The organism is Dyadobacter sp. (genome assembly GCF_051859145.1).
In the GTDB taxonomy this organism is placed as follows: domain Bacteria; phylum Bacteroidota; class Bacteroidia; order Cytophagales; family Spirosomataceae; genus Dyadobacter.
The window spans coordinates 1-19,025 of the sequence record NZ_JBHYGF010000556.1 but is presented as its reverse complement, the minus strand read 5'-3'; the positions used below and the strand labels follow the sequence as shown (position 1 = coordinate 19,025).

General features: G+C 48.3%; 11 protein-coding genes and 1 pseudogene. 7 read left to right on the top strand and 5 right to left on the bottom strand.

The window, feature by feature from the left end:
* Positions 1–116 precede the first annotated feature (116 nt).
* From ACTIE6_RS23900 to ACTIE6_RS23890, 3 genes are all read left to right on the top strand, one after another.
* The gene (locus ACTIE6_RS23900) at positions 117–1,427 is read left to right on the top strand and encodes a peroxiredoxin family protein (protein ID WP_439559018.1); all 1,311 of its coding nucleotides are present in this window, start codon (positions 117–119) and stop codon (positions 1,425–1,427) included.
* 347 nt (positions 1,428–1,774) lie between these two features.
* The gene (locus tag ACTIE6_RS23895; RefSeq protein WP_439559017.1) at positions 1,775–2,266 is read left to right on the top strand and encodes a protein-disulfide reductase DsbD domain-containing protein; all 492 of its coding nucleotides are present in this window, start codon (positions 1,775–1,777) and stop codon (positions 2,264–2,266) included.
* A gap of 17 nt (positions 2,267–2,283) precedes the next feature.
* Positions 2,284–3,237 carry a cytochrome-c peroxidase gene (locus ACTIE6_RS23890; RefSeq protein ID WP_439559016.1) on the top strand — a complete coding sequence of 318 codons (954 nt, stop codon included), beginning with the start codon at positions 2,284–2,286 and terminating at the stop codon, positions 3,235–3,237.
* 328 nt (positions 3,238–3,565) lie between these two features.
* Here the strand turns inward: ACTIE6_RS23890 and ACTIE6_RS23885 are convergent.
* The 5 genes and pseudogenes from ACTIE6_RS23885 to ACTIE6_RS23865 form a co-directional block, all read right to left on the bottom strand.
* Positions 3,566–3,692, bottom strand: a pseudogene (locus ACTIE6_RS23885) (transposase); the annotation flags it as partial.
* A gap of 321 nt (positions 3,693–4,013) precedes the next feature.
* A complete protein-coding gene (locus ACTIE6_RS23880) occupies positions 4,014–4,916 on the bottom strand; it encodes an NmrA family NAD(P)-binding protein (protein ID WP_439559015.1) in 903 nt (300 codons plus the stop codon).
* Positions 4,917–4,949: 33 nt separating this feature from the next.
* Positions 4,950–5,927 (bottom strand): alpha/beta fold hydrolase, encoded by a 978-nt coding sequence (locus tag ACTIE6_RS23875; RefSeq protein ID WP_439559014.1) that lies wholly within the window; start codon positions 5,925–5,927, stop codon positions 4,950–4,952.
* Between the two features lie 73 nt (positions 5,928–6,000).
* A complete protein-coding gene (locus ACTIE6_RS23870) occupies positions 6,001–6,564 on the bottom strand; it encodes a Crp/Fnr family transcriptional regulator (RefSeq protein ID WP_439559013.1) in 564 nt (187 codons plus the stop codon).
* Positions 6,565–6,633: 69 nt separating this feature from the next.
* Positions 6,634–10,752 (bottom strand): hybrid sensor histidine kinase/response regulator transcription factor, encoded by a 4,119-nt coding sequence (locus ACTIE6_RS23865; protein WP_439559012.1) that lies wholly within the window; start codon positions 10,750–10,752, stop codon positions 6,634–6,636.
* A 396-nt stretch (positions 10,753–11,148) separates the two neighbouring features.
* On the opposite strand from ACTIE6_RS23865, the gene ACTIE6_RS23860 reads away from it, so the two are divergent.
* The 4 genes from ACTIE6_RS23860 to ACTIE6_RS23845 all read left to right on the top strand — a co-directional run.
* Entirely contained in the window at positions 11,149–14,301 is a 3,153-nt protein-coding gene (locus ACTIE6_RS23860) for a SusC/RagA family TonB-linked outer membrane protein (protein ID WP_439559011.1), read from the top strand.
* A 12-nt stretch (positions 14,302–14,313) separates the two neighbouring features.
* Positions 14,314–16,269, top strand: coding sequence for a RagB/SusD family nutrient uptake outer membrane protein (locus ACTIE6_RS23855; RefSeq protein WP_439559010.1), 1,956 nt, complete (start codon positions 14,314–14,316; stop codon positions 16,267–16,269).
* Between the two features lie 198 nt (positions 16,270–16,467).
* Entirely contained in the window at positions 16,468–18,036 is a 1,569-nt protein-coding gene (locus ACTIE6_RS23850; RefSeq protein ID WP_439559009.1) for a glycoside hydrolase family 43 protein, read from the top strand.
* 23 nt (positions 18,037–18,059) lie between these two features.
* A partial coding sequence (locus tag ACTIE6_RS23845; protein ID WP_439559008.1) for a sialate O-acetylesterase occupies positions 18,060–19,025 on the top strand: 966 nt, incomplete at its 3' end.

Here is a 19,025-nt window from a genome sequence, read left to right as displayed (position 1 = left end):
GGTTAACAGTAACACCGGAAAAAATCCTGCAAATGTTTCCGGTCCGAATGAGGATTCTTTCAGCACGCCTGACAGGGATACAGTTAACTATTTTCCATTTTAACAGCACAAGTTGTATGAAAATCAACAACCAGATGAAAGCGGTGGCTTTGGCAGGTGCCACACTTTTGACCAGCCTTGCAAATGCCACAGACAAGCCCGGTGCGAAGGCACCCAAACAAGGTGTATGGCGGGGCGAGTTTGTGATCAGCGAAACACACATTCCATTCAATTTTGAATACAATGCAAAAAATGAGAAGGATCCGATCCTGACGCTTCTCAACGGATCGCGCCGCGATGATTTCCATGTGACAAGACGGGATGGTGATTCGATTTTTGTGAAAATGAATACATACGATGCGGCATTGGTCGCCAAGGTGGAGTCGGACGGAAAAATTTCCGGCGAGTACCGCAGTCTGGTACCGGGTTTCCGCGGCAACTCGCTGCCATTCACGGCAGAGCACGGCAAGGATTATCGTTTTGTAGAAAAAGGCAAGGAGCAGCCGACGAAACATAATTTGTCGGGCAAATGGGACTTGCAGGTTTTCAGCAAAGCCAAAATGCCGGATAATGTGGCGCTCTTGAAACAGGAAGGCAACAAACTGACCGGCGTGGTAATGTCGACCGTTGGGGACAGCCGCGAGCTGGAAGGCGTAGTGCAGGGCGATGAATTTGTCCTTTCGCACTTCTCGGGACCCAATCCGCGTGTTTACAAAGGCAAAATCAATGAAGACGGATCGATCACGGGCGTGATCAGCTCGGGTATTTATGATAATACCAAATTTGAAGGTACCAAAAACGACCTCGCCGAGCTGCCGGATCCCTACAAACTGACTTATCTGAAAGAAGGCTATACCAAACTCGACTTCACGCTGCCCGACCTCGACGGCAAGCAGGTTTCGCTCAGCGACGACAAGTACAAAGGCAAAGTGGTGATCGTGGAGATCATCGGGACCTGGTGCCCGAACTGCACCGACCAGACCGCCTTCCTTTCTCCATGGTTTAAAGAAAACAAAAATCGCGGCGTGGAAGCCATCGCAATCGGTTTCGAGCAAAAAGACGATCTCGCCTACGCCAAATACACGCTGGGTACTCTGAAGAAAAAGTATGGCATTGAATATGATATACTTTTCGGTGGCATCGCCGACAAAAAAGTAGCCTCAGAAAAACTCCCTGCTTTAAACCGCATGATGGCATTTCCTACTACCATCATCATCGGCCGCGACGGCGAAGTGAAACAGATACATACCGGTTATACCGGCACGATTACCGGGAAGTACTACGAGGATTATGTGGCTAAATGGAACAGGGATCTGGATGCATTGATAGCGGAGCCGGTTCCGGCGGCGTTTTCGTCGGCGGTGGGAGAGGTGAAGAGTGGGAGGTAGTACCACCTACTTACTAGCCAGCTAACTAAACTTTGTCATGCTGAGCAAGCTCACCTTTGTCACTTTGAGCTAGCTAACCCACCTTTGTCACCCTGAGCGGAGTCGAAGGGCCGATGCGGCAGCCAAAAAGCACTTGCCGGCGACCTCCGCTTCGACTGCGCTCAGCATGACAAAGGTTGGTAGCTCAGCATGACAAAGGAGGCTTACCAACCAACTTTGTCACGCTGAACTTTTTAACTCTAATAACTCAGAGCCAAGCTCACCTTTGTCACCCTGAGCGCAGTCGAAGGGCCGATGCGGCAGCCAAAAAGCACTTCCCGGCGACCTCCGCTTCGACTGCGCTCAGCATGACAAAGCATTTAAGACCAAACAAGTTTACCATCATGTTCAAGCTCATTCTTTTCCTGGCCCTCCTTACCTCCCTCACCACCTCCGCCCAGGACGCGACCGACATTTCCAAATGGAAAGTAGCGCTATCCAATGCAAGCGCGAAACCAGGCGAGGAAGTAGAGCTCATTTTCTCGGCGGCGATTGACAAAAACTGGAAGCTCTATTCCAGTGATTTCAAAAACGACATTGGGCCGCTGCCAACGGAATTCCAATTCAGTGAGGGAAATTCTTACAAACTTTTGGGCGGCATAACACCGGTGCAGCCAAAGAAAACGACGGATCCGACTTGGGATGTGGCATACACTTACTTTACCGAAAAGGCCGAGTTCAGGCAGAAAATTAAGTTGACGAAGAAGGATTTTGTGGTCAAGGGCACGATCAAGGGGCTTTTGTGCAGTAATGTGGACGGGGTTTGCATTCCGTTCCGGGAATCTTTTCAGGTCCATTGAAACAGACATTCAGCAGCATGTTCAGAGTCAGGCAGATTTTTACAGGAGTGGCCGCGGTGTTGTTTCTTGCGAGCGCGGTGGCGTTTCAAAATCAGGAAAATGACGTTTCTACCAAAGCAGAGTTGGGCGAAAAATTATTTGCAGACCCTATTTTGTCGCGCGGAAAAGCGATCAGCTGTGCATCGTGCCACATTCCGGCATTTGCATTTGCGGATACTGCGGCATTTAGTATTGGTGATAAAGGTACCAGATTGTCGCGGAACAGTCCGGCCTTAACCAACCTTTCGGGCCGGCCGGAGTTTTTCTGCGACGGCCGGGCGGCTTCGCTGGAAGAGCAGGCGCTGGGACCACTGTCTACCCATGATGAAATGGACTTGCCGGTTGAGCAGGCTGTGGAGCGTTTAAAGCAGAACCCGTTTTACAGTGCCGCATTTCAAAAGATCTTTAAAACAGAAGTCAACCAGACAAACCTGCTCAGCGCGATTGCTGCATTCGAGCGGACTTTGGAAACCACGGACACACCATACGACCGCTACCTTGATGGGGACGAAAACGCCATGACGCCCGAGGCAGTCCGCGGACGTATATTGTTCATCGGCAAGGCCGGCTGCGCAACCTGCCACTCGGGCGAGGATTTCACGGCCGACCGGTTTAAAAACATCGGCTTATTCAATGGACAAAACCTGACGGATGCGGGGCGATACAAAATCACCAGAGACAGCGCGCATATCGGTTTGTTCAAAGTGCCTGGTCTCCGCAATGTGGCTGTGACGGCGCCGTACATGCACAACGCGATGTTCAAAACGCTCAAAGAAGTAGTTCAATACTATAACACACCTGACAAATTTGTGAGCAACAGCATCAACCGCGATAAGTCGCTCGGCAGCTCGCTCAATCTTTCTGACAGCGATGTCAATGACATTGTCGCGTTCCTCGAAGCTTTGACCGACGACCGGTTCAAACGAAAATAATCTTAAACTTCAAGGCAGTGGTACCCCGGGACGGTATGTTCAGAAAGCAGTTGGCAAACTGCTACGGGGTCCACGTGCCGCCCATATACGCCTCAATGTTCCTGCGGCAGATTTCCATTGGCATGCGCTGCTTCGCTGGCCACTTCCAGGAATGTAATCAGCATGTCATTTTGCTCCTCGACTGATAGATGATGCCGAATTTTCCGCAAAAAGTCGTACAAAGGTTCGCTATACCTGTGCGCTGTATGTTGCTGTAATTCCGGAATAGTCAGATCCTTCCGGTTGTTCTTCAATAGGTGCAATGCAATAAATAGATATGAGATAGGCAGTTTGCTGCCTTCCAGCACTGTTCCGCTTTGCAATGTTGTGCGGAAGCGGCAGGTTTTGCATTGAAACTGTTGCTTGGAAGACAGCCAATAATGATGCGTATCACCGCATTTTTTGCAACTGATCCCTTTTTGTAACCGGTATGCTTTGAAGGCTTCAATAGCCAGCGCTTCGTTGCGGTAAATGTTCAACGCATCCTTGGAAAGCATAAATGATCATTCAGTTTTAAGCGCGAAATACGCTGACTACGTCTGGCCGTGGAGGCGGTGAAACTGACCTGCCGGCTACTGTTACTGCTGCTTTACGTCCGTAACTGCCATCGTAAAAAGCTCACACAAATAACGGAATTTTATATACTATATCAAATATATAGACTTTATAGTTTACATATTAAAAACGACAAAGGCGGCCTTCGAAAGAGTACCAGCATTCTATACAAAACATGCTCATCAACCCGGCAAAACAAAAGACCTGATATAAGCTAAACCAGTAGTCCAACTCAGGTTCTCATACCGATTGTTGGATAGTTCAGCATGCTGGGTTGTAAACATGGAATACATGTATTGCGCTTGCTGCCATTTTGCGTACAATTCATTTTCTCCCGCCGGGTTGTCTGCTCTCTGCTTTTTAATGTATTTAATAAAATCTTCAAGACTTGAAAGCTGATAAATTCTGAATTCCTGGCCACTTGTTTCTTTTACAGCAGCCCATAATTCATTAGGACTGATCTGGAAACTTGCAATTTCCAGATCCCTGGGTGCGTGATCGTCCAAAGCTACTGCGGCGGTAAAGGCTGCTGTATCGTCCATGGTGGTAAAATCCAGTTTCCAGTCTGCTTTTTCACCCCAGTAGCCAATGCTCTTGTCTTTTAAGTTTAATACCGGAGTATTGTATTTTAAAATGTCAGCGAAAGCGGCATTGAAGACAGAGGAAGCCTGGATCTTGCTGCTATCCAGATAGGCTTTAAATTCTCTTCTTAAATCGAAATTCCTGTTTTCGCCCGGCACGAGATGGTTATAATTTGTACAAAAGTCGGAGGGGATAAATCTTGGAACACCTGCTTGCAGCGCACCGTCCAATATTCTTGATTGTAAATCCACAATTACATCGCGCAAACCAGCCACTGCGGAAATTACACAATCAATAGCTGCACAAGCTTTGGCAATTTCATCAACACTATTTAAATCTGTCTCAACTATTTTAACACCCATTTTTGTGAGTGATTCAATTTTATCCGGATCGGTAGAATTCCGCACAATAGCACTGACATCCGCATCTCTTTTTATTAATTCCCGACAGATTCTATTTCCTAAATTACCCGAAGCACCCGCTACCAAAATTGCTTTTTTCATTTTCTTAATAATTGATGAATGTGATGATTTTGTTTATTTTAAAAATTCAAATACAGCGTCAATAACTTGTCCGGGTTGTTCCTCAAACATATAGTGCCCACTATCCAAAATACCGACGACATTTACATCTTTTGCCACATAAGGCAATCCCATTTTCATGTAGTTGTAACTCACATTACTCCCGACTCCCAAAACAGGCATTTCAAGTTGCTGGTAGGTTTTTGCATCCGCAATGTCCTGGGTAAATGTCTGGTACCAGGCATTGGAAGTCCTGATGCGATCTGCTTCATTGTAAACGGAAGCATACACTTCTCTTTCAAAGTCGCTCATTTTACTGCCGTCGATCATGACATATTCAAAAAGCCAGTCAAGCAGATAATGGAAGCGCCCTTCCAGTATCTTTTCCGGTAATTCTTTTACCTGATTAAATCCCATCCACCAGGCGTAGGGCATATTGGCGTCCATTTTAGCATTAAATGTTCCTGCTGGTGGAATCAAAGGCATTTGCATCATACCATCACTCGGGTGGGCACCATCCAAAACAATCAACTTTTCCGTGAATTCGGGATAATTGAATGCGAAGCTCATGGCCACCATGCCGCCGATATCGTGACCCATGATGTGGACTTTCGTAAATCCAAGTTGCTGAACAAGGCCTAGAATATCCATCGCCATCGTCTTCTTATCATAGCCAGTGTCAGGCATTTCAGAACTGCCCATTCCTCTGATATCCACAATAATGACGCGATATTTTTCTGCAAGCTCCCGGGCAATGGGATGGTAGGAATACCAGGTTTGTGGCCAGCCTGGCAAGCATATCAGCGGGGTGCCGCCCAGCGGGGTGCCGCCCGGCGGGGTTCCGCCCGGCGGGGTGCCGCTGCCGCCGTCGACATAATGCAGGTTTATACCATTGACGGTCGTGTATTGATTGGTAAAGCCAGGAAAGCTTTTAATTAATTCATCATCAGAATAGTGATTCTGAGAAATAGAGCTGTTTTTCTTTTGAGTCATCGCCATTGTTTTTTGATGCTCAAAAGTAGCTGCCCTGCGTAGCGTCAAAACTACCAAGTGGTAGATAATGAAATTAGCGGATATTTTTCCTGATCCGGCTCAATGCATTGGGCGTAATGCCCAGCACTGCCGCCAGCTGTTTGACTGGTACCTTTTTCAAGAATTCCGGATTATTCAGAAATCCGAGGTACCGCTCTTCGGCAGATAGGGTTTGAAAGTTCAGGATTTGGTCTATCATTCTGACAGATACCGCTTCCCATATTTTTCTGCCAAATTCTTCCCAAGACGCAACATGCGCGTATAAAAAGTCCATGTCCTTTTTATCGATAACCACCAATTTGGTTTCTTCAATGGTTTCAATATTAAAACGGGAAGGTACCTGGGGATTGAGGCTTGAAATTTCAGTGAAAAATTCATTCTGAAAACTAACCCAGGTTGTATGTTCCTGGTCATTTAAATTATAAAAATAACGGACGCCGCCTGATACAATAAAGAAGTACTGGTTCGCAATTTGTCCCTTTCTGAGAATCAGTTTGCCTTTTGGTACCTGCCTTTCCTTACATTTCGAAAGTACAAGTTGCAGATCCAGATCATCGATCCAGATCATAGTTTTGATAAATGCTTTAAACTCCTCCATTGTTACGGAAATACCATCTCATATTGCAATATGCACAGCGCACTTGTACGATACAAATCCTGGTATGCATCACAGCGCAGCAGCCTGAGTTACCTGACTCAACTTATTTCTCCCGGCCCGGTACTCCGTCGGAAGCATGTTAAACTTCATTTTGAATGACTTTGCAAAATAGTTGGGTGCCGTAAAGCCGGTCATATAGGAGATCTGCGAAATGCTCAGGTCGCTGTTTTCCAACAGTACCGCAGCTTTTTCAAGCTTGATAGAGCGGATGAACTCAATGGGGGTTTGTCCGCTCATTTCCAATACTTTGCTGTACAGGCTTCCCCGACTCATACCTACATGTTTGCTGAGGTTTTCGACACTGAGCTGGGAAGTGTGCAGGTTATTTTCAATGTAGGAAAGCATGTCTTTCAATAACTTTTCCTGCGCGGATTGCAGCTGCGGATCCTGACCGGAAATTTTGATATGCCGCGAGTATACGCCTTTCAGCAGCCTGTTCAGCAGCACCAGGTTGTTAATTTTTGCATTCAAAATTTCAAAATTGAAAGGTTTGGTCAGGTAATCATTTGCGCCGGAATTAAGTCCTTCAAGCTGCTGCTGCTCGCCCGTTGACGCAGTTAACAAAATGATCGGAATGTGTTTGGTACGTTTGTCGGACTTGATTTTCTGGCTCAATGCGATACCGTCCATTTCCGGCATTGCAATGTCACTCACGATCAATTCCGGATGGTGGCTTAGTGTTTTTTGCCAGCCTTCTTTCCCATTGCCGGCTTCGATTACCTGGTAGTAGGGAGTCAGGTTTTCCCGCAAATAGTGCCTGAATTCGTCGTTGTCCTCAATGATCAGCACCGTCGATGGTTCTTCCACATCCGCCTTTACCAACCTGCTCGTCGCAGCCGGTGCAGGAATTGGCTGCTCAGGTGCTTTTATCGGATTTTCATTCTCCGCTGCCGACTCAAAATCCGCATTCACCGGCAGCCTCACCAGGAAAGTACTGCCCATTCCGGGCTGACTTTGTACCGAGATCGTACCCTGGTGCAACTGCACAAATTCGCGCACAATCGACAAGCCAATGCCGCTGCCCTGATTCAGTACCGACTGGCCTGCGTCATTCTGAAAAAAGCGCTCGAAGATCTTTTCGTGTTTGTCTTCCGGTATGCCAATGCCGGTGTCCGACACGGCAATGTCCAGCCAATGCTTACCCTCAATGTCTTCATGCTGCCGGATGCGGAGGTTCACCTGTCCGCCTTTTTGAGTAAACTTCGACGCATTGGAGAGCAGATTAAAAAGGATCCTTTCCAGCTTGTTGGCGTCAAAATCCATAATCAAATGCGCCACCGAGCTTTCAATCTTAAAATCAATTCCCCTTCGGCCTAGCAAATCGGTGAACTGACCGCAGGTATCTTCGATAAAATTGACAACATCTTTCCTGCTCAATTCCAGGCTCAGTTCCTGCTGCTGCATATTTTTCAGATCCAGTAAATGGTCCGCCAGGTTCAGCAGCCTTTTTGCATTTCTTTTAATCGCCAGCACTGGCGCGTGCAGCTCGGTATCCTTTGTTTTTCCCAAAACATGATCTACCGGTGCCAGGATCAGTGCAATAGGCGTGCGGAATTCGTGGCTCAGATTGGTCAGAAACTTGATTTTCATTTTATCCAGTTCGCGCGCACGCTCGGCTTCTGCCTGTTCCTGCTGTTGCTGAAATTCACGTTTCAGCCTTTGAATACCACGCCGCCGCATGATAAAAACAATCACCAATGGGGTGAGAATGTAGAAAATGTAGGCGTAAATGGTCAGATAAAACGGCGGCTCCACCACCACATTCACCGACCTGGTTTTTCCATTCCATTCAATTCCGTCTGGACTCGCCTGAACCTCGAAAACATAATTACCCGGACTCAGATTGGTATAGCTGGCGACATTGTTTGTCCCCGTCTGATTCCATTCCGACTGCATGCCCGAAAGCCGGTGCCGGTAGTGAATCTGTTTGGGATTGGTATAATCGAGGGCGGCAAAGCCAACAGAAAAATTTTGCTTATAGCCGAGCCGGATCGTTTTGGCAACTGAAATATCTGCGTCCACCAGATTGGAATCGGCCGAAGTAATGCTCCGGTTTCCAATGCGGAGGTCTTTCAGAATGATAGGCGCAACCTTTTTTCCGGAAGGCAGGCTGCGGGTATCAATGTAGTTGAAGCCTGCAATACCACCGAAAAACAGTGTATTATCCGCCGTCCTGATCCCGGAGCCGAGCACGAATGTTTTGTTTTGAATACCGTTATAAGTCGTGTAATTCGTGAACTTTTGACTCCGCCTGTCAAACGAGCTGATCCCCTGATTGGTACTCACCCAAATGCGCCCTTGGGCATCCTGCAAAACTTTGTTCACAATACTGCTGGGCAGGCCTTCCTTTTCCGCATAAGTCGTGAATTTCTTTGACTTTGGATCATAAAGCCCCAATCCTTCACCCGATGTGCCGACCCAAATGTTGCCGTCGCGATCTTCCAGAATGGATGAAACGATGTTGCTGGGCAGGTCGCTGGTTTGTTTGTTGAGGAGCAGGGAAGTTCGTTTAACCGGATCATAAAGCGCAATCCCGGTTCCGTGAGAGCCAATCCAGAGCTTACCTTGGCGGTCCTGCAAAATATCCCTGATATAACCATTCAGCGGAATAGGTCGGCTCGCCATTGCAATGCCGGGGTTGTAGAATCGGGTAAATTTTTCGGTTACCGGGTCAAACTGGTGTACACCGCCGCCATTCGTGCCGATCCATATCTTGCCCGACCTGTCTTTCCGGATGATAAAAATATCATTATTACTCAGCGAGGTCGAATCTTTGCCGCGTGTAAACTGCGTGTAAGCGCCTGTCTGCGGATTAAGCCTGATCAGCCCGTCCTGAAATGTACCTATAAACAGCTCACTTTCCGAGGCTAATTCCATTGACAAGATCGCCAGTCCCGACGAAGCATTCTTGTTTTTTGGATTAATGGTAAATTTTTTAAAAAGATTGGTTTCGCGGTCATATAAATTCAGCCCGCCGCCGTCCGTTCCCACGAACAACTGACCACTTTTATTTTCTGCAAAAGAGGTCACAAAAGAGGCGCTCAGTCCGTAGGGATCGTTGCTCTCGGATCTTTTCAGCCCGAAAACTGCCAGGTTTTTATCGTACTTATTAATGCCGCCTTTGTAAGTCCCCAGCCAGCAAATACTTTCATTTTCAATCAGAATGCTGCGGACCGACTTGTTGCTTAAACTGAACTGTGTCCGCGCATCGGGCTCGTAGCGGGTAAATTTGCCAGTTGGAATGTCGAGAATATTCAAGCCTGCATCAGTGCAAATCCACAGGTTACGGTCATTTTCCCGCGCCAGCGCAAAAACCATATTGCTGCTCAGCGAATTCTTGTTCCCCGGTTCATAGCGGAAACTGCTTAGAATGCGCCCATCCAAATCCAGCTTGTACAAGCCGCTGAAAGTACCAACCCAGATATTTCGATTGCGGTCTTCCACAATCGACTTAACAGACCGCGCACCTGCATCATCGGACAGGGATTGAAGATAATTAACCGCCTCCCGCGAGTTATCAGCAGGATCCATGCTGTACAATCCTTTGTCCGTCCCGATCCAGATAACCTTCCTGCTATCAACAGTCACACTCAGGATCAGTCCTTTCGAAATCTGATCCGGAATGTCAGGTTTGGATAAAAAGGTAGTGGTCTGGCGTGTTTCCGGATTTACGGTTACCAGGCCTCCGGTAGTGCCCACCCAAAGCTTGCCCGAGGCGTCGCTGGTAATGCTCGTGACGCTGTGCGGCGAGGCTATGCGGATGAATGCGTCTTTATTCCTGTTATACAAATGCAAGCCACCCTCATTCGTCCCGACCCACATACGTCCTCTGCGGTCCTGATGCAGACTGGTTATATCACTTGATTTGAGGGACGAAGAATCGCTTTTCCGGTGGCGATACACAAGCACATCGGTACCATCGAAGCGGTTTAGACCGTCATCGGTAGCAAACCACATCAATCCATACCGATCTTTCAGAATGGCCGTCACCGTGTTCGACGACAACCCGTCCATCGACGTAAGCGAAGTGAACTTCGGCTCGGGTGCCTGCGCGTGTACAATGCTGTGCTGCCCCGCTAAAATGGTAACAAAGAGGAATATCAGGACAGCAAAAAACCGGAATTGCATTGTGCTCAATAGGATAAGGTAACTATTTGCTGAAAATCGCATCGTAATCAGCATTTGCCCGTGTAAAAATGCAAATTTCTCACCGAATCGGGCATTTTTAAGGTGGATTTGAACAATCGTCGCCTACAAATGCACAAATCTGCTCACAGCAGACTATGCCGCTGCGCTAATTTTGTCAGAAATAAATCAAATAATATCTGGAAAAAATGATGAAGGTTTTGGTGCTCTGACGAACTGAATCAATCCGGCGTTAAGGTGCAATTCTACTACTCGCCGCATACAGTTTGGAATGCCAAAGCCCGGAAAGCAGGTCTTGTTTGATTATTGTCAAATTGACACTAAAAAGTTTAAACGCGTATACATCTTCTTTTTTGAACATTAAATGATACTTCAATTATGCATGACTGTTTATTAAACCGAACCTCCCTGGGCCGGATTGCGGGCATCCTAGGGCTCCCGGTTCTCCTGTTGGCGGGCGTGTCGAATGATGCTGTCGCCGAACGTGCCGCGCTGGTCAATTACAACAGCAGAAACAGACCTTCTCAGGTCGCCGATGTGCAAATTACGGGTCGCGTCACAGGTGAGGATGGCGAGGGGCTGCCCGGCGCAAGTGTACTTGTCAAATCCACAACAACCGGAACCATTACGGATGCGGACGGAAGTTTCAAGCTTCGTGTGGCAGATGGCGGAAATGCTGTGCTGGTGATTTCCCTGGTGGGCTACATTTCACAGGAAATCCCCGTAGGAAATCAGACAGCGATTAATGTGCTGCTCAAAGCCGATAACAAGGTGTTGGAAGAAGTGGTTGTAGTAGGGTACGGGGTGCAGCGGCAGGAAGCGGTGACGGGTTCTGTTGTTTCGGTCTCGGGTGATATCATGCGCGAAGTGCCTTCCTCGAACCTTTCGCAGGCTTTGCAGGGCAGGGTAGTGGGTGTTGAAATTTCGCAGACTTCCTCCAAGCCTGGCTCCGCAATGCAGATCCTGATCCGGGGACAGCGGTCTTTAAGAGCAGACAACAACCCCCTGATCGTGCTCGACGGAATTCCGTTTGCGGGCTCATTGACGGACATTAACCCCAACAATATCAAGAGCCTGGACATTCTAAAAGATGCTTCTGCGACTGCCATTTATGGTTCCAGAGGTGCCAACGGAGTAATCCTGATCACGACCAACACCGGTAAGCGCGGCCAGAAAGCCATGTTCAGCTACAATGGTTTTCACGGCATTACCTCTGTTTTTGCCAAATATCCCATGATGAACGGACCTGAGTTTGCTGCCCTCCGCGCAGCGAGTATTCAGAAGTTCCAGAACACGCTCGATGAATCCAATGACGTCAACACGGACTGGCAGGATATGATCTACCGGAAAGGAATGATGACGAGCCACGATGTGAGTGTTTCAGCAGGAACTGAAAAGGGTAGCTACTCTTTCGGACTGGGTTACTATAAAGAAAATGCAGTGGTACCTTTGCAGGATTTTACCCGGTACTCGCTCCAAGGTTCTATTGATCAGGATATTAATAAATATTTCAAAGTAGGATTATCGACGAACTCCAACTTTACGATCAACAACGGAAACAATTTGCCCGCAGTAGGAATGGCGCTGGCAAGAACGCCGATCACAAATCCCTACAATGCCGACGGCAGCATGAAAACCATTGTGCAGGAGCAAACCTCCGGTCCGCAGTGGGTACCTTCACGTGATCGTTTCAATAGCCTGGGCGATGCATATGTTGACCAGACCAAATCCTACGGTTCATATAATACCGTATTTGCAGAAGTACGTGTTCCAGGCATAACTGGCCTAAAATACCGCGCTAACCTGGGTCTGAACTTCCGGCAAAGCAGCAATGGAAACTACACTGGCCAGGGTGTGTTTAGTGGCAATGTGCAGACCGTATCGACCGCAGGTATCAGCAATACGCTCACCACCAACTGGGCGATCGAGAACCTGTTGAGCTACGATAAAAACTTCGGCAAGCACATGATCAATGCGGTGGGGCTTTACTCGGCGCAGCAGAACACGACCAACAACTCGTCGGTCGGTGCGCGTGATATTCCATCGGATGCATTCCAGTTCTATAACCTCGGACGTGCTGACGGTATTATCACAGTGAACCCGGCCAATCAGGGTTATAATCAATGGGGCTTACTCTCGTACATGGGCCGCGTGATGTATTCCTATGACGACCGCTACATGCTCAGCGTAACCTACCGCGGTGACGGATCTTCACGTCTGGCCTCTGGTTATCAGTGGAATGCATATCCTGCCATATCTGTTGGCTGGAACATTTCGAAAGAAAATTTCATGAGCTCAGTAACGCAGGTTAACCTTTTAAAATTGAGAGCGGGTTACGGACAAACTTCCAACCAGGCCGTGAACCCGTACGAAACACTCGGCTTGCTGGCGACGCGGCCTTATAACTTCGGCGACGATGTGTATTCTACCGGATTCTACGTGTCCAATGCGCCTAACCCGCGTTTGGGATGGGAATTTTCCAACACATTGAACTTTGGTGTTGATTTCAAGATGTTCAATAACCGCCTGTCTGGTACGGTCGAGTATTACGAGCAGCAAACCAAAAACGTATTGCTGGGCGTAGGGCTTCCGCCAACCTCAGGAGTAGGAAGCTACACTGCGAACATTGGACAGACACAGAACAAAGGCGTCGAGCTGAACCTGAATGGTACGATCCTCGACAATGTAAATGGATGGAGCTGGGACATTGGTTTTAACATTTACACCAACCGGAACAAGCTGGTATCACTCGCTTCGGGACAGCAGCGCGACGAAGGTAACTGGTGGTTTGTAGGTCACCCGATCAACTCAATTTACGATTACGAAAAAGTAGGGCTCTGGCAGGCAGACGATCAATACCGCAACATTCTGGAACCAGGTGGCAATGTGGGAATGATCAAGGTAAAATACACCGGGGATTACAACAGCGATGGAACTCCTACAAGGCCAATCGGCGGCAATGACCGGCAGATCATCAGCATGCAACCAGATTTTCAGGGCGGATTAAATACGCATGTTTCCTACAAAGGATTTGATCTGGGTATTGTGGGTGCATTCAAAAGCGGCGGTTTGCTCAATAGCAATCTATATAGTTCGAACGGTTACCTCAATAACCTGAATTCACGGGCTGGCAATAACGTGCGGGTCGATTACTGGACTCCTGAAAATACGGATGCGAAATATCCTGCACCGGGCGGCATTGGCGGAGATAACCCAAAATATGGATCTACGCTGGGCTACTTTGATGCCTCGTATTTGAAAATCAGAACGATGACATTGGGTTACAACCTCGAACCCAAGCAACTTGAAAAGCTGGGTATCACCAGGCTGCGCGTATACTTTACTGCTCAAAATCCTTTCGTGATGTTCTCGCCCTACCACAAAGAGTCGGGAATGGACCCGGAAACGAACTCTTACGGAAACGAGAATGCGGCAGTGCCTTTATCCAACTCGCTCAGACGTATACTCACAATCGGTACAAATACACCCTCTACCCGAAACTATCTGGTGGGCGTTAACCTGACATTTTAAAACAGTTTGAACATGAAACTCATTCGATCAACAAGTCTTCGCGGCCTCATGCTGCTGGTGCTTTTCTCGGCGGGATGTACCGACATCCTGGAAGAGCAACCCAGGGCGATTTATACGCCTGAATATTTCAAAACAGAAAAAGGTGTTTACGGCGGTCTAACCGGAATGTATGCGCACCTGAGATGGATTTTCGGAAACGCATACTATTATAACTCCTGCGTCACCGGGACCGATGAGGCAACCTGGGGCGCGAGTGGCGGCGGCAGCAATTTTCAGGTACACGACCTTTCAGGCGGCGGGCTGATTATGGCCAACAGCAGCGACGCCAGCAATGTATGGTTTAATGCATTTCCGAATATCAACACGGCAAATGGTGTGATTGAAAACGCGACTGCTGTGGGTATTTCCCCTTCATTGATCGCGGAGGCACGGTTCTTCCGGGCATTTGATTATTTCTTGCTGGTGCAGGCTTTCGGCGGCGTGCCGCTGGATCTGGGCTCGGGGGAGTTGGCATTCAACATTTCCACATTGAGAACCTCAAAGCGCAATACCGTACCGGAAGTATACACAAAAGCCATTTTTCCTGATCTTCTGACGGCAGTAAATGATTTACCTGAAACCGGGCGCGTAAAAGGCGGCGTGACAAAGACATTGGCGCGTCTGTATCTTTCAAAAGCTTATCTGACCTACGGCTGGTGGCTGGAAAACCCGAAGAACATCCCGACCTATCCTGAAACGTCACGTACCGATCCGGACGGACATAATGCACAATGGTATTTCCAGAAGGCTTATGACATTGCGACAGAAGCAATCGCCAATCCGGGTCCGTTCAAATTGCAGGATACTTATTACGATGTAAATCTGGGCTCAAATGACCGGAACAGTGAATTACTGCTTTATGCAGATCATACCGAAACGAGCGAGCTGTACAACGGATCAAGCCTGACCTATGCGGGCGGTGGCGATGCGGACAACTTTGCAGTGTGGATGCTGACGTGGAACTACACAGCTATTACCAGCTCTAAAACAAACTGGACTGCCCCTCAGACCGTCAACTCCGTACAACGCGAAGCCGACCAGTCGCTGGGACGTCCCTGGGTGAGAATGGCGCCGCCGCATGAAGTGTTCAAAAATACATTTGCAGACAAAACCAACGATTCACGTTACGACGGTACATTCACTACCGCCTACCGCGGCAACTGGCCAAAGGCTGGGGTAACCAATGAGTTTTTGTACAATGCAAACAATTTGCAGGTACGTCCCGGACAAGCGATTCTGACGTTCCTGAATGAAGATCCGGCGCAGACCATCGACTATTCGAACTCTGTTTACAAAAGCGGAATGGGCTTGGGCGTGTTGCCGGGAAGAGCGGATTACGTAGTTGCTCCAAGCGCGATCAGCCGACTGGTATACCCTGGTTTGTGGAAATTGGGTACTTATAGAACTGACAATGGAACTGGCCTGGGCCAGCCTAATGCGGCTAACACGCGTCCTTTTAACATCACCAAATTCTCCGAACTTTACTTCATCGCTGCCGAGGCGGCTGTAAAAGGTGCTACGCCACAGGCAGGAAAAACGGCCCGCGACTTGATCAATGTGATCCGCGCCCGCGCTGGAAAATGGCGTTGGAACAACCAGGGAAATGTCGAAAAAATCGCAGATAACAGCGCCGCGATGATTGCCGCCACGCCTGCGACAATCACGATCAACTATCTCCTGGCAGAACGTTCCCGTGAATATTACGGAGAAGGCTATCGCTGGTATGATCTGGTACGCACCCAAACATGGAAAGAACTCGCAGCCAGCTACACCATCTGCGGCCCAGGCGTAGGCGACCACACTCCGGTGACGTACAAACGTACTATTGAGAACTACCACTACCTCCGTCCAATCCCGCAAGGGCAGCTGGATAACCTTGATATCACTGCGGCTGAAAAGGCAGCTTATCAAAATCCGGGGTATATGTAGCGGATCTTTGTCACCCTGAGCGCACCGGGCCGCCGGGCGGTCGAAGGGACAAGCGATAACGCCAGTTCCCTTCGACTGCGCTCAGGGTGACAAAAAGTAAAAAGCAAGTTGGAAGAAACATTATTACAAAATTGAATTACTAAAAACGCTGTCCCCATTTTAGTTGATACCCCCCAGGACGCGTTTTACCTTCAAGGAATGAGAAATAAATCTTCGTTGAGCCTGACACTGTTAGTTGCGCTTTTGATGTCCTTTTCATCAAAAGCGCAAACTGCTAAGAACCCGGTTATTTTCGCTGATGTGCCCGATGCCGCCATGATCCGTGTCGGCAAAACGTATTATATGAGCAGCACCACGATGCACATGAGCCCCGGTTTGCCGATTATGAAATCGACAGATCTGGTGAACTGGAAGCTGGTGAGCTATGCGTATGATACGCTGGCCAACATGGACGAGCTCAATCTCGTAAATGGCAAAAGTACCTACGGCAGAGGCTCCTGGGCAAGTAGTATCCGGTTTCACAATGGCCTTTACTACGTCACCACTTTCGCCCAGACCACTGGGAAAACCTACATTTTCACCACCAAAAACATAGAGAAAGGCCCCAGGAAAGTTTCTTCTTTCAAGCCTTCCTACCACGATCACTCACTGTTTTTCGACGATGATGGACGGGTTTACCTCATTTACGGTGCCGGGAAAATCAAAATGGTGGAACTGGAAGCAGATGCTTCGGGGGTTAAGGCGGGTGCAACCGAGCAGGTGATTATTGAGAATGCCAGTTTGCCTTCCGGTAGCGGGCCCGGGCTGCCTGCCGAGGGGTCGCAGCTGTTTAAGGTAAATGGCAAATATTACCTTTTCAACATTTCATGGCCGCGCGGCAAAATGCGGACGGTGATCATTCACAGAGCTGACAAAATCTCCGGCCCCTACGAGGGTCGCGTGGCTTTGGAAGATCTGGGCGTGGCGCAAGGTGGGCTGATCGACACGCCGGACGGGAAATGGTTTTCCTATCTTTTTCGCGATTACGGCGCCGTGGGGCGCATACCGTACTTAGTTCCGGTGAAATGGGAAGATGGCTGGCCGGTGCTGGGCGAAAATGGCAAAGTGCCAGAAATGCTGGATCTGCCTGCCAGTAAAGGATTGTCGCCCGGGATCGTGGCTTCGGACGAATTTACCCGCAAAAAGGGCGAACCTGCATTGCCGCTGGTCTGGCAATGGAACCACAATCCCGACAATAACTTATGGTCGGTCCATGAGCGTAAGGGATTTCTCAGGTTAAAGACTGGCCGCATTGATACTTCATTTGTCAGCGCTAGGAACACATTAACACAGCGCACCTTTGGTCCGCAATCCTCCGCGTCCGTTTTGCTCGAACTTTCAAATATGAAACAAGGTGATTTGGCGGGTCTGGGGCTTTTGCAGAAAAACTATGGATTTGTGGGAATCCGGGCAGGAAAAGGATCTTACTCGCTTGTGGTAGTCACAAATGTAAATGGAAAAGAACAGGAAACCGAAAGCATTCCATTTACACACAATAAGGTTTATTTAAAGGCAGCGTGTGACTTTAAAGACAAGACAGACACTGCGCGTTTCTTTTACAGTCTGGATGGGAAAGCCTGGCAGCCGGTCGGCGGACCTTTGAAAATGTCTTACACAATCCCGCATTTCATGGGATACCGTTTTGGTCTTTTTAATTATGCTACCAAAGAGGTCGGCGGCTATGCAGACTTCGACTATTTCCGTCTCACGGATTCTATTTCAAATTAAAATCAGTGTTACCGAATTCATTGATGAGCATTTTACGAATTGTCCTCGTACTGATCTTACTACCAAACCTGCTTCTCGCGCAGATCCGATTGCCGCAGCTTGTCTCGGACAATATGGTCTTGCAGCGCGACGAGCCTGTAACGGTTTGGGGTTGGGCAGCACCGAAAGAGAAAGTTACCATTACATTCAAAAACAAAACTTACCGCACCGTAGCCAATGCAGATAGCAGCTGGAAAATGGCATTACCAGCTCAGCCCGCCGGGACCGGATTTGACATGATAATTAAAGGTAAAAACCAGATTCGGATCAAAAATATCGCATTCGGTGACGTGTGGCTGTGCAGCGGGCAGAGCAATATGGTAATTAATATGGAGCGTGTTAAAGAACGGTTTCCCGAGGACATTGCTTCTGCCAATTATCCCGACATCCGTAACTTTTTTATTCCAACTAAAACAGACCTGAAGGGTCCGAAACAGGATTTACCGCCTTCGCAATGGAAAGCTGCCACTGCGGCCGACATGCTCAGTTTTGGCGCAGTTTCCTACTTTTTCGCGCGCGATTTGTACGAGCAATATCACGTCCCCATCGGCATTATCAACAGCTCGGTAGGCGGGACGCCCATTGAAGCCTGGATCAGCGAGCAGGGTTACCATGATTTTGGTGACATTCAAAAGGTGATCAGTCAAAATAAGGATTCGAGCTATGTGAATGCGCACACATTCAGACCCATGACTTTACAATTCTCCAAAACGGATAACAAAGATGCCGGACTGGATGCGCATTGGGAACGCGAAGATTATAAACCAAAAGGCTGGCGAAATTTTAATATTCCCGGGTATTGGGAAGATCAGGGATTAAAAGATTTGAATGGTGTGGTCTGGTTTCGAAAGGACATTGAGGTTCCTGCGCATTGGGCGGGCAAATCTGCCAAATTGTTCATGGGGCGCATTGTGGATGCGGATGAAATCTTTGTGAATGGTAGAAAAGTA